This window comes from Actinomycetota bacterium (assembly GCA_019347575.1).
Taxonomy (GTDB): domain Bacteria; phylum Actinomycetota; class Nitriliruptoria; order Nitriliruptorales; family Nitriliruptoraceae; genus JAHWKY01.
In genome coordinates, this window is record JAHWKY010000017.1 from 87,391 (window position 1) to 100,234 (window position 12,844).

Sequence of the window (12,844 nt, forward strand, 5' to 3'; positions counted from 1 at the left end):
CCGGAGGTGGTGGCGTGCCCAGGACCAACGACGAAGCCGCGCGACTGCTCAACGAGCTCTCCGTCCTGACCGGGCTGGCCGAGGGCAACCCGAACGCCTTCCGCGTGCGCGCCTACCAGAACGGGGCACGGGCCGTGAAGGGGCTGGGACGCGACATCTCCGAGATGTCCGAGGCGGAGCTGCTCAGCGTCAAGGGGATCGGCAAGGCGATCGCGTCGAAGCTCGCCGAGTACCTGCAGACGGGGACGATCCGCAAGCTCGAGGAGCTCCGCGACAAGCATCCCGTGGGGCAGCGTGAGCTGCTGCGTGTACCGGGCCTGGGACCCAAGAGCGTGCAGCTGCTCCGTGAGGTGCTCGGCATCACCGATCTCCCCGGGCTGACCGCGGCGCTCGACGGGGACCGGCTCGCCGAGCTTCCCGGGTTCGGCGAGAAGACGGTCGAGAACCTTCGCCGTGGCATCGAACGGTTCGAGCTCACGTCCCACGATCGTCGCCTGCCGATCGCCCAGGCGCTGCCGGTCGCCGAGGAACTCGTCGCCGATCTGCGAGCCCGCCTCGACACCGACGAGGTCGTCTACGCGGGCAGCCTCCGGCGCTTCCGCGACACGATCGGGGACATCGACATCCTCGTGGCCACCGGCGACGTGGACGCGGCGAACGCCAGCGTGGCCTCGCTCCCGCAGGTCCAGGAGGTGCTGGCACGTGGGGACACCAAGACCTCGTTCCTCACCTTCGACGGGATGCAGGTCGACGTCCGCGTCGTCGAGCCCGGGCACCTCGGCGCCGCGCTCGTGTACTTCACGGGTTCGAAGGCCCACAACATCGAGCTGCGCCAACGCGCCATCCAGCGCGGCTGGCTGCTCAACGAGTACGCCCTGACCGATCAGGAGACGGACGCGATCGTCGCCGCGTCGACCGAGGAGGACATCTACGCCGCGCTCGACCTCGCCTGGATCGCGCCGGAGCTGCGGGAGGGGCGCGATGAGGTCGCGCTGGCGGCTCGCGGCGAGCTGCCCGACCTCGTGTCGCTCGAGGACATCCGCGGTGACCTGCACGACCACTCCGACCACTCCGGAGACGGTCGGATGTCGCTCGAGGACCTCGTCGCGGCCGCGCGCGAGCACGGGTTGCAGTACATCGCCGTCACCGACCACGCCGAGGACCTGCGCATCAACGGCGTGTCGAAGCCGGGGATGCTGGCCATCCGTCGGCGCCTGCGTGAGCTCCAGGAGGGGGTCGACGACATCCGCCTCCTGCACGGCGCCGAGCTCAACATCGGGATCGACGGCAGCCTCGACTACGACCACGACTTCCTGCTGACGTTCGACTGGTGCGTGGCGAGCGTGCACAGCCACTTCCGCCTCGACCCCGACGCCCAGACCGAGCGCGTGATCACGGCGATGCGGCACCCCGCGGTGAACGTCATCGGACACCTCACCGGCCGACGTATCGGCAAGCGCCCCGGCATCGACCTCCACGTCGATCGGGTGCTCGACGCGGCGGTGGAGACCGGCACGGCGATCGAGATCAACTCCAACCTCGATCGGCTCGATGCCCCCGACGAGATCATCCGGGAGGGCGTGGCGCGCGGTGTCACGTTCGTCATCTCGACCGACGCGCACGCGGTGCGCGAGTTCGACTACCTCCGCCACGGCATCCGCCAGGCCCGGCGCGGGGGCGTGCCTCGCGACCGGGTCGCCAACACCTGGGAGACCGAGCGGTTCCTCGGATGGGCGGGGACGAAGCGCGCGTCGGCGTGAGCGGCTACGACCAGCTCCACCCGCGCCGCGCCCCGCTGTCGCGTGCGGACCTCGCGGTGCACCCAACCCGGGCAGCGCCCCGCCTGCTCGGGGCGCTGCTGGTCCGGATCGAGGACGATGGGTCGGAGACTTTGGCACGCATCGTCGAGACCGAGGCCTACCGCGAGACCGACCCGGCGAGCCACTCGTACCGCGGCGAGACGCCGCGGACGCGGACGATGTTCGGCCCGCCGGGACACCTCTACGTGTACTTCACCTACGGCATGCACCACTGCGTGAACGTGTCTTGCGAGCCGCGCGGGACGGGATCAGCCGTGCTGCTGCGTGCGGCGGTGGCGATCTCCGGAGTGGAAGCGATCCGCGAACGGCGCCAGCCCGACCGCCCCGACCGCGAGCTGCTCCGGGGACCCGGATCACTGGCCCGCGGCTTGGGACTCGACCGCGAACTCGACGGCACCGACCTGCTGGAGGCCGACGCACCGGTCCGCCTCGAGCGTGATGCGTGGCGGCCCACCCGCGTCAGGGTGCGTCAGGGCCCCCGTACCGGGGTCCGGCACGCACCGGACCGGCGCTGGCGGTGGTGGCTCGACGGCGTCCCCGAGGTCAGCCGCTACCTCCGTCACCCCGGGGCGGTCTCGTCGGGGTAGACGCGGATCACCACCGCGCTGTGCTCGCGCTGCTCCGTGCCGGGAGCGGGCTGCTGGCCCCAGACCTGATCCGGCACGGCGTTGGACCCGCAGCCGTCGAGCGGGCACTCGGGGCGCACCTCGACGACCCAACCTGCGGCTTCGAGCGTGGCGATGGCGTCGACGCGGTCGAGCCCGAGCACGTCGGGGACCTGTGCCTGGGACCGGACGCTCTGCGACACCCACAGGACGACCGCGTTGCCGTCCATCGGCAGCGTCGACCCGCCAGGGGACGGGCGCTGACGCGTCACGATGCCCGGTGGGAAGACGAGCGAGGCTTCGGGGCGGGTCGCCACGACGAACCCCTTGTCCTCCAGCAGCTGCTGCGCCACCGCGAGCGGCAGTCCGGTGACGCTCGGCACGTCGTCGAGCGGTGGACCCGTCGGCTCGTTGCAGCGCTCGATCGGCTCGGTGCCTCGCAGGTACTGGCGTGGTTCGATCAGCTCCTGCGGCGTGTAGGGGTTGGGCAGGCAGTTGCGCGTCACGTCGACGTCGACGACGACGAGGTCGACCTCGGGCACGGGGAAGGCGGAGGGTGGCGTGCCATCCAGTGCACGGGCCGCGAACCCCTTCCAGATCTCGGCGGGCCAGCGCCCCCCCTCAACCCGGATGCGCGTCGTCGGCGGCTCCATCGGGATGCTCGCCTCGGGGAAGCCCACCCACACGGCGGCCACCAGGTCGGGCGTGTAGCCGATGAACCACGCGTCGGCGTTGTTCTGCGATGTCCCCGTCTTGCCCGCCTGGGGACGGTCGACCTGCGCCCGTACTCCGGTGCCGCGGCGGACCACGTCGGTCAGTGCCTGGTTGACGAGGTACGCGGCGGCCTCGTCGAGCACCTGCAGGCCCCGGGGGTCGTGCTCGTACAGCACCTCTCCGTCCGGCGTCTCGATCCGCTCGATCAGGTAGGGCTCGTGGTAGGTCCCGAGCGCCGCGAAGGCGCCGTACGCGCCGGCCATCTCGAGCGGCGTGACCTCCGCGGAGCCCAGCGCGATCGAGGGGACCTGGGGCAGCTCGGAGTCGAACCCCATCGTCTTGGCCATCTCGACGATCGCGACCGGTCCCAGCTCGACGGCTAGACGCGCGTACACGGTGTTGACGCTGCGCACGGTGGCTTCGCGTAGCGACATCGTCGGGTAGGCCGTCCCTCCGTAGTTGCACGGCTCCCACCCCAGTTCCGGGAACGACACGCAGGTCCCGCCCGGGAACTCGCGCTCCAACGACACGCCGCGCTGCAGAGCCGTGGCGAGGACGATGGGCTTGAACGACGAACCCGGCTGGCGTCGTGCCTGGGTGGCGAGGTTGAAACGGGCGTCCGGTTGGTCCCGGTCGTAGAAGTCGCGGCCGCCCACGAGTGCACGCACCGCCCCGGAGGCCGGTTCGACGGCCACGATGGCCGCCGACGGGTCATCCGGCGCGGTCAGGACCTCCGCGACCGCCTCCTCGGCCTGGACCTGTTGCTCGAGATCGACCGTCGTGTGGATCCGCAGGCCTCCGGTGAAGAGGGCGTCCACCCGCGCGTCGATGTCGTCGCCGAGGATCGCGAAGCGGCCGTCGGGGTCGTGCTGGATCAGGCGCTTGACCTCCTCGACGAAGTGCGGGGCGGGGGTGCGCTCGTCGGTCTCCAGCGGAGCGAGGTCGAGGTCGTCGTCGGCGACGAGCTCGGCCTGGGTACCGCTGATCTGGCTCGTTGCGACCATCGCGCCGAGGACCTGCCGCACCCGGTGCTGGGCGGCCTCAGGGTGTTCGTAGGGGTCGAAGCGGGTGGGGGAGGCGATCAGGCCGGCCAGGAGGGCGGCCTGGTGCAGCTCGAGGTCGTCGGGCTCCAGCCCGAAGAAGCGCTCGGCGGCGGCGTGCACCCCGTACGCCCCGTGTCCGAAGTAGATCGTGTTGAGGTAGCGCTCGAGGATCTCCTCCTTGGAGTAGCGCTGCTCCAGCTGGTAGGCCAACGCCGCTTCCTCGAGCTTGCGCTCGAGCGTGCGTGCGGGTCCGGTCATGGTGTTCTTGACGTACTGCTGGGTGATGGTCGAGCCACCTTGCTCGATGTCGCCGATCTCGATGTTGCGGACGGCGGCCCGCACGATCGCGGCCAGGTCGACCCCGCGGTGCACGAAGTACCGGCGGTCCTCCATCGAGACGACCGCGTCGACGATGGCGTCACCCATCTCCGTGAGCGGGATGTCCTCGCGGTCCTGCTCGGCGTGCAGCTCGACGAGGACCGACCCGTCCGCTGCCAGCACCTGCGAGGTCTGCGGCTGCTGCACGAACTCGACCGGATCGCCCGCCTCGAGCTGAACGATGTTGGCGCACGACGAGGTGAACAACGCCGTGACGACGAGCACGGCGAGAGGGTTGCGGCGCGGGTGCTCCCGCTGGACGGGCATGACGCGAGGTTACTTCCGCCTCCGGTGGTGGCCGCCGAGGAGGAACCGGGGGGAGAACTCACCCTCGCGGACGGGAGGAACGCTGCGCGTGAGCGTCGAAGGGTACGCTATCTACCCCCGCCGTCCCGGCCCAGCCCTGTGGGAGGTCGATCCGTGATCAGACGCCTGGTGGCCCTCTCGTTCCTGTTCACAGCCGTGGCGGTAGCCGCAGGTGCTGGCACCACGTCCGCCGCGTTCGGCGAAGAGGCCGAGGCGTCGGTGCAACAGGAAGGTTGGGCGGCCCAGCGAAACGATCCCAGCCAGCCCGTCGAGGACGAGCTCGGCGGGAACCTCGGGCCCGTACCGGTCGATCCGGTGGCACCGGCGACCGTCCCACCCGGCTCGCTGCCGGTCGGGCTCGCCGCCGGCGAACCGGAGTGGAAGTCGTTCCTGCAGTTCGACCTCAGCGCGGTGCCGTTCGACGCCACCATCGACTCGTTCGTCATCACCCTCACCGAGGTCGAGCCGGGTGAGTCGCTGACCGGCGTCGAGGTCTGTGCCATCAACGATCTGTGGGCGGAGGGCGCCAACCAGAAGTGGTCGAACGCCCCCGAGCACGACTGTGCCTTCAGCGCGGACGTCGTCGGTCCCGCCGACGACGGGACGTGGACGGCGGACCTGACCAACGTCGCGCGGGCGTGGCAGGACGTCATCATCCCCAACAACGGCATCGTCCTGCTGCCCAAGTCCGCCGCGAACCTCCCCAGCGGCACGCCCACCCCGGAGGAAGCCAACTGGCGGGTGCAGTTCGCCGGCGTGACGCTCGAGGGGGCACCGACGGCGCAGGTCGAGTACACGGTCACCGAGTCGCCATCGCCACCGCCACCGCCACCGCCGGCCGCGGCACCACCCGCGGATTCGGGCCAGGCGGGTGGTGCCGACACCGGCACGTCGAGCCAACCCTTCTTCGGCAACGCGCCGTCGTTCGAGCCGCAGGCGGGACCGGCGTTCACACCGCCCGTCGCGGGCGACGAGGGAGCGCTGGCACCCGAGGTCGCGCCCGACGCCGGGCAGCAGCCCGTCCCCGAGACGGTGGCGGCACCTGCGGTGGCCGGTGACGCGGAGACACCCGCTTACGTCTGGGCGCTCATCCCGCTGTTCCTCCTGGGGATGCTCATGCTCGGCCGGTCGCTCACCGACACCACCCCCGTGGCCGTGACCCGGCGCGAGGGCGCGACGACGCGCCTGATCCGGAACCGTCGAGGTCCCGCCGCCGATGCGCTGGCCCCGTCGGAGCCGTCCTTCCAGGTCTGACCCGCTCCCATCCAGGAGATGTTCCCCGTGACGACGACAACGCGCTCCCGAACCTCTCGAGGACCCCGACCGCTGCGCGCGGTCGCGGCCATCGCGATCGCCTCGATGCTGGTGGTCGCGTGTGGCCAGAAGCCCGGCGTGCACGTCGAGGGTGCCGGCGACGTCGTCGCCGGACCTGCGGACGGCGTGGAGACCACGCCCGGCGCGGACACCTCCACGACGGGGGCTGACACGTCCACGACCGGGACGACCACCACGGGGACCACCGGTACCAGCGGTACGACGACGACCGGTTCCTCGCAGACGACGCAGCCGGCGACGACCGGCGGGACGACGGGCGGCACCACCGGCGGGACGACCGGTGGCACCACCGGGGGGACGACCGATGACACCACCGGCACCACCGGCACCACGGGCGGGACGACGGGTGGAACGACCGGTGGCGGCGGTGGGCAGGTCCAGGGGACCGACCGCACCGGCGCCACCGACGAGCTGATCCGCATCGGCATCCACGCACCCGTGACCGGCGCCGCCCCGCTGCCCTCACGGGCCTTCGAGGAGGCAGACCTCTACTTCAACTGGGTCACCGAAGGCAAGGGCGAGACCGTGCTCGGCCGGTCCAAGGTCGAGGTGGTGTTCAAGGACGACCAGTACAACCCGTCGTCGGCGATCCAGACGTGTCGCGAACTGGCGCAGTCGCGCGAGTCGTTCCTGCTCGTCGGCGGTGGCGGGACCGACCAGATCCAGGCCTGCGGTCGCTGGGCCAACCAGAACGGCGTGCCGTACTTCTCGGCGGGTGTGACCGAGAACGGGCTGATCGGCCTGCCCTGGTACTTCGCCAGCTCCATGAGCTACAAGGCCCAGGGGACGCTCATCGCCCAGCTCATCAAGAAGCGCTACCCGGGCCAGAAGATCGCCATGGTCGTCACCAACACCCCCAACTTCAAGGACGCCGAGGAGGGCTTCACCGCCGGCCTGCAGGCGGCTGGGCTCGAGGGTGACTTCTGGGGCTTCTTCCGCCACGAGAAGGGCGACAACACCTGGACCACCCAGGCCATCGTGCAGATGCGCCAGGAGGTCCAGGTCGTCTACCCCCTCACCGCCCCCGTCGACTACATCAAGTTCGCCGGCGAGGCAGCCAACCAGGGCTGGCGGCCCCACTTCGTGGGGGCCGGGATCACGATGGGCTTGAACACGGTCACCGTGAACGCGTGCCGTGCTGGCCGCGCGGGCCACGGGGCGCTGTGGCTCTCCCCCTTCCCTGGTCTCGACGTGATCGACCAGCTCGATCCGGAGTTCAACAAGGCGCTCGAGCACTTCGACCTCGCCGACTCCCCCGACACCGACAAGGACATCTTCCTCGCCATCTGGGGCCTGGGGAAGACGCTTCACGAGTCCTTCAAGGCGTACGAGGCGCGCCTGGGTACCGACCTGACCCGCGAGGACTACCGGGGGGTGGTCGAAACCACCCAGGACCTGCAGTCGGGCATCTACCCGGCGCTGAGCTACTCGCCGGACGACCACTTCGGGGCCAACACGGCGCACCTGCTCAGGGCCGACTGCGATGAAGGCATCAACCTGACCGAGGCGACGTTCGCGTCGGCGTTCTGACCGGAACACCGACCACTTGAGGGGGCTGTGCCTCTAGGCTGCGCCCCCCGGCCGCCGGGAGGTTGAAGGGGTGCCGACGGTGAGCGCGACATCAGTGCTGCTCGCACAGCAGGGCATCGGCAGCGAGCTGATGTCGGTCATCATCATCGGCCTGCGCATCGGCGCGGTGTACGCGCTGATCGCCCTCGGCCTGGCCCTGATCTACAAGGCGACGCGGGTCTTCAACTTCGCGCACGGCGAGTTCGGCACGGTCCCGATGTTCGTGACCTGGGGCTTGGTCACCGGCGGCCTCGGGATGACCATGTGGGCCGCGGCGGGCATCGCGATCGTCGTCGGCGTCCTCCTCGCTGTCGCCACCTACTTCCTCGTGGTCCGCTGGCTGCGGGCCCGGCCCGGCGTCACCACGCTGGTCGCGACCGCCGGCGTGGCCCTCTTCCTCATCCAGCTCCAGATCATCATCGGGCGCGCCGAGCCCAGGAACTTCCCTCCCTTCATCGACGGCTCCCCCTGCATCACACGAGGGGAGGACGGTTCGTGCTTCTGGCGCGTCGGCGGGGTCATCATCGAGTGGCAGACGATCCTGATCGTGGGCGTGCTCGCCGCCGTCGCGGTGATCCTGGCCCTGTTCTTCCGCACGCGGACCGGCACCGCACTGCTCGCGACCGCGCAGGAACCGTTCGCCGCCAGTCTGTACGGGATCTCGACCGAGCGGATGGCCGTGATCACATGGGCAGCCGCGGGCGGCCTCGCCGCCATCGGTGGGGTGCTCGCCGGGGCGTTCGACCAGCTCTTCACGCCCGGGTGGATCACCGGCCGCTACCTCGTCGCCGCGTTCACCGCAGCCATCCTCGGGGGGATCACCTCGATGCCCGGCGTCGTCGTCGGGGGCGTGCTACTGGGCATGATCCAGGCGGCGTCGGGCACGTGGTTGCCGGCGACGTGGCCGGGACGGCCGCAGATCGGGGTGTTCACGATCCTCGTGCTCGTGCTCGTCCTGCGACCGCGCGGCCTGCTCGGGAAGGAGGCGTGATGGCGGACGACACCGACGCGACCGAGGTCATCGAGATCGAGCAGCTCGATCCCGAAGATCGCACCGAGGATGGTCCGTGGCGCCCCAGCCCCGGGGGCGTGGTGGCCCGCATCGCGGTCCTCGTCGTCATCCTCTCCATCGTCCTGCTGGCGCCGTTCTGGGTGAACGCGCTCGATCCGGTCCTCGTCCGCGAGGTCGTGGCCAAGGCGGGGATCTTCGCACTGGTCGCACTCAGCATGAACGTCCTCATGGGCTACGCAGGGCAGGTCTCGCTCGGCCACGCCGCCTTCTACGGCATCGGCGCGTTCATCTCCGGTGTCGTCGTCAGCGAGTGGCTCGGCACCATCGAGGAGGTCGACGTGCTCGCGCCCGAGGCCGTTGACGGCATCGGGTTCACGGGCACGGTCGACCAGATCTGGAGGTTCGCCGCCGGTATCGGCATGGCCGGGATCATGGGCGCCATCGTCGCAGTGATCCTGGGACTCATCGCGTTGCGTCTGCGCGGCCTGTACCTCGCCCTGGTCACGATCGCCTACGGGGCCCTGGCCGAGTTGACCCTCTTCAAGCTCGGCGTGTTCCACGGAGGCGCCGGCGTCGTCGCACCGCGCCCCGACGTCTTCGAGGGCGACATCGTCTACAGCTACGTCGTCTTCGTCATCCTCGCCATCGGGCTCTACGTCGATTGGCGCCTCATCAGTTCGAAGGCGGGCCGAGCCATCCAGGCCCTGCGCGACGACGAGCGCGTCGCCGCGTCCTGGGGCATCAACGTCACGTCCTACAAGCTCCTCGCGTTCGTGATCTCCGGCATCCTCGCCGGCGTTGCCGGCGGCCTCTTCGGCCACATGATCGGCGCCGTATCGTCGGAGGAGTTCACCTTCATCGTCTCGCTGACGTTCGTGCTCATGACCGTGATCGGGGGCCTGGGCAACCGCTGGGGCGTCGTGCAGGGCGGCATCGTCTTCGCGATCCTGCCCACGCTGCTCGACCGCACCCACCAGGCGTGGCACTTCTGGCCCTTCAACGCCATCACCGCGCTGTGGGAGCCGTTGATCGGCGCTGCACTGCTGGTGCTCACGCTCATCTTCTTCCCCGGCGGGATCGCGCAGCAACAGGAGCACCTCCAGCGCTGGCTGGCGTTCAAGCGCTTCAAGTCCCACGACGTCCACGTGACGGCGGCGGCGGTCGAAGGGAGCACCAGTGCCCGTCCTTGAAGCGCGCAACGTCTCGATCCGCTTCGGTGGCGTCCAGGCGCTCGACAGCGTCGACTTCACCGTCAACGAGTTCGAGGTCGTCGGACTGATCGGGCCCAACGGGGCGGGCAAGACCACCTTCTTCAACTGCGTGACCGGCTTCTACCGCCCCGACGAGGGCCAGATCCTGGTCCACGACGTCAACGTGACCGAGCTGCGGCCCGACGAGCGAGTGCACCTGGGTGTCGCACGAACGTTCCAACAGGTCGGGTTGGTGCGCTCGTTCACGGTCATCGAGAACGTGATGGTCGCCCAGCACCAGAAGATCGGCTACGGCGACCTGGCGGGGATGTTCGGCTTCCCCTCCACCTACGCGGTCGAGCGCGAGCTGCGCGGGCGCGGCATGGAGATCCTGGACTTCATGGGCCTCGCCGACCTCGCCGATCAGCCCCTGAGCGGACTGCCCTACGGCACGTTGAAGCAGATCGAGACCGCCGCCGTCCTCGGCACCGACCCCGACGTGCTGATGCTCGACGAGCCGCTGGCTGGCATGGCGCCCGAGGAGGCCGAGGAGTTCGGCGAGCGACTGCTGCAGATGCGTAGCGAGCTCGGTCTGACGATCGTCATCGTCGACCACCACGTCCCGCTGGTGCTGCGGGTCGCGGACTACGTGTACGCGCTCAACTTCGGCAAGCTCCTGGCGGAGGGTCGGCCTGACGACATCCGCCAGGACCAGCAGGTTGCCGTTGCCTACATGGGCGAGGGCGCGACCACCCTGGCCTGACGAGGATCCCACATGTTCCGACGGCGCAAGCGCGACGAGCAACCCCCACCCGAGCCGCTCGGCGACGAGCCCGCGCTCGACAGCGAGGGGGACGCTGAACCGGGCCCGGAGGTCGCCGGTGTGCCGGAGGAGGCCGAGATCGAGCCGGTGGAGGAGATCGAGGTCGAAGAGCCCGCTGCTGACGTGTACACGACCGCCCCGATACCCCTCGCCCAGGACGGCGCCGCGCTGCTCACGGTCGACGGGCTGACGTCCGGGTACGGCTCGCTGCCGGTCCTGCACGGTATCAGCTTCGAGGTGCAGCAGGGCGAGACGGCGGTGCTGCTCGGACTCAACGGCGCCGGCAAGACCACGACGGCGCTGAACTTGTGCGGGGCGGTGAGGCCCTGGAGCGGCGCGATCTTCTTCGACGGCCAGGACGCGACCCGCTGGAACACGCCTCGGGCCGTCGAGAACGGCATCGTCCTCGTCCCCGAGGGCCGGCGCGTGTTCCCCGATCTCAACGTCGCCAAGAACCTGCAGGTCGGGGCGTGGTCACAGCGCAAGGCCCACGGCTGGATGGAGGAGCAGCGCGAGCGTGTCTACGACTACTTCCCGCGCCTGCGCGAGCGCGAGACACAGCTCGCTGGGACGCTGTCGGGCGGGGAGCAGCAGATGCTGGCCATCGGGCGTGGACTGATGGCCAACCCCAGGCTCCTGATCATCGACGAGGCCTCCCTCGGCCTCGCCCCCGTCATCGTGCAGGACGTGTTCGACATCGTGCGTCAGATCAACGAGGACGGCGTGACCGTCATCATGATCGAGCAGAACGTGGGTGCCCTGACCGTGGCCGATGTCGGGCTGGTGATGGAGCAGGGCACGATCATCGCCGAGGTCCGGGGCGAGGAACTCGAGGATCCCACCCGACTGCGCGAGATCTTCCTGGGGTGAGACCCCAGCCGCTACGCCGACTTCTCGGCGGGCTCGCAGATCCGGCACGCTGCCAGGCCGCGGTCGGCAGCCGTGCTCGGGGCCATGACCTGCAGGTCCTGCCTGCCCTCCACGAGGTGGCACGTGGGACGGTGGTAGGTCGTGCGGCCCGCGATGACGGCGTCACCCGAGTCGGGGACGGCTGTGGGCCCGCCCGTCGCGCCTGCCCCGGCCCCAGCATCCACGACCTCATCGAGCTTCTGCGACAGCATCATCGTGGTGCGACGCAGCTCCTGGACCACGAGCAGGGCCAGACCCGCACCGACCAGCGCCACGCCGCCCAGGCCGCCGGAGATCACGTAGGGCAGCTGCTGCTCGGGGGTGTCGAAGGTCGCCGCCCCGTTCCAGCCCAGGACGATGAGCAGGAACCCCGTCGCCAGCATGATCACGCCGACGTACGTCGTGGCCTTGGACCAGCCCTTCATGTCTCCGCTCCCAGCCTCGCCTGCGCGTGCGCGCCCGATCCCCGCAGGTGCCACGTCCCGGACGGGTTCGCCGCCGACGGGGCGTTCTCCTGCGCCGGGGCAGCGTAGTCGGGCGATGGCGCCTGGTGCTGCGCTCGCGGCTGACGCAGCGGGTCCGTACACTCAGCGACCGCTCAGCGCACCCATCCGCGCGGTGAGCGGGCCTGGCGGGGGCGTGACGGCTCGTTTGACACTCCCTGGGAGCGGGAGTACCTTCCGGAGTCCAGCCCGCAGCACGTGGTGTTGCCGGGCTGGCATACCTGCGACGCCCCGACCTCGGGTCGCGGGCGCGAGGAGCCCACACGACGCGGTGCTCCGGAAGCCGCTCCCCACTGGGGAGGGAACCCGGAGGGGCGTCACGGGCCGCTCCTTGAGAACTGCACAGCGTGCCAAAAGCCAGTAACGACTGGTCGCGAGACCAGTCACCCCGTCTGGCAGGACGAGCCTTTACGGCTCTGAAAGCTCAGATGGAGTTTTAACACGTCAGTGCGGACCGTCACTTCGGTGGGGTCCAGCGACTGACACCCTTAAATAGAGAGCCAAGTCATACTGGCTCTCCGCTTTTGAACAACGAAGCGGCTGTGTCGTGTCAAAACGACAATCAGTTTTCGTTTTCTCAACGGAGAGTTTGATCCTGGCTCAGGACGAACGCTGGCGGCGGGTTTAACACATGCAA

General features: G+C 69.8%; 10 protein-coding genes and 1 rRNA gene. 9 read left to right on the top strand and 2 right to left on the bottom strand.

Translation table 11 applies throughout. The features are described from left to right. The first annotated feature begins 14 nt into the window (after positions 1–14). Entirely contained in the window at positions 15–1,760 is a 1,746-nt protein-coding gene (polX, locus tag KY469_13085; GenBank protein MBW3664030.1) for a DNA polymerase/3'-5' exonuclease PolX, read from the top strand. Further along, a complete protein-coding gene (locus tag KY469_13090) occupies positions 1,730–2,407 on the top strand; it encodes a DNA-3-methyladenine glycosylase (GenBank protein MBW3664031.1) in 678 nt (225 codons plus the stop codon). The genes polX and KY469_13090 overlap by 31 nt, the downstream gene beginning before the upstream one ends. On the opposite strand, the gene KY469_13095 is transcribed toward KY469_13090, so the two are convergent. Then, on the bottom strand, positions 2,380–4,827 hold the full coding sequence (locus KY469_13095) for a PBP1A family penicillin-binding protein (protein MBW3664032.1): 2,448 nt from the start codon (positions 4,825–4,827) through the stop codon (positions 2,380–2,382). The genes KY469_13090 and KY469_13095 overlap by 28 nt on opposite strands. A gap of 153 nt (positions 4,828–4,980) precedes the next feature. Between KY469_13095 and KY469_13100 the strand changes: the two genes are divergently transcribed. The 6 genes from KY469_13100 (at position 4,981) to KY469_13125 (ending at position 11,665) form a co-directional block, all read left to right on the top strand. Beyond that, entirely contained in the window at positions 4,981–6,120 is a 1,140-nt protein-coding gene (locus KY469_13100; protein MBW3664033.1) for a DNRLRE domain-containing protein, read from the top strand. Between the two features lie 27 nt (positions 6,121–6,147). Continuing rightward, positions 6,148–7,731, top strand: coding sequence for an ABC transporter substrate-binding protein (locus tag KY469_13105; GenBank protein MBW3664034.1), 1,584 nt, complete (start codon positions 6,148–6,150; stop codon positions 7,729–7,731). Between the two features lie 79 nt (positions 7,732–7,810). Continuing rightward, on the top strand, positions 7,811–8,761 hold the full coding sequence (locus KY469_13110; GenBank protein ID MBW3664035.1) for a branched-chain amino acid ABC transporter permease: 951 nt from the start codon (positions 7,811–7,813) through the stop codon (positions 8,759–8,761). After that, positions 8,761–9,972 (top strand): branched-chain amino acid ABC transporter permease, encoded by a 1,212-nt coding sequence (locus KY469_13115; GenBank protein MBW3664036.1) that lies wholly within the window; start codon positions 8,761–8,763, stop codon positions 9,970–9,972. The genes KY469_13110 and KY469_13115 overlap by 1 nt, the downstream gene beginning before the upstream one ends. Next, positions 9,959–10,735: an ABC transporter ATP-binding protein gene (locus KY469_13120; GenBank protein MBW3664037.1), complete on the top strand. Its 777-nt coding sequence runs from the start codon at positions 9,959–9,961 to the stop codon at positions 10,733–10,735. Before KY469_13115 ends, KY469_13120 begins: the two co-directional genes overlap by 14 nt. 228 nt (positions 10,736–10,963) lie before the next feature. Beyond that, positions 10,964–11,665, top strand: a complete 702-nt coding sequence (locus KY469_13125; GenBank protein MBW3664038.1) for an ABC transporter ATP-binding protein — start codon at positions 10,964–10,966, stop codon at positions 11,663–11,665. A gap of 11 nt (positions 11,666–11,676) precedes the next feature. On the opposite strand, the gene KY469_13130 is transcribed toward KY469_13125, so the two are convergent. Beyond that, positions 11,677–12,129: a hypothetical protein gene (locus KY469_13130; GenBank protein ID MBW3664039.1), complete on the bottom strand. Its 453-nt coding sequence runs from the start codon at positions 12,127–12,129 to the stop codon at positions 11,677–11,679. Between the two features lie 655 nt (positions 12,130–12,784). Between KY469_13130 and KY469_13135 the strand changes: the two genes are divergently transcribed. Beyond that, positions 12,785–12,844 (top strand): 16S ribosomal RNA (locus KY469_13135); the annotation flags it as partial.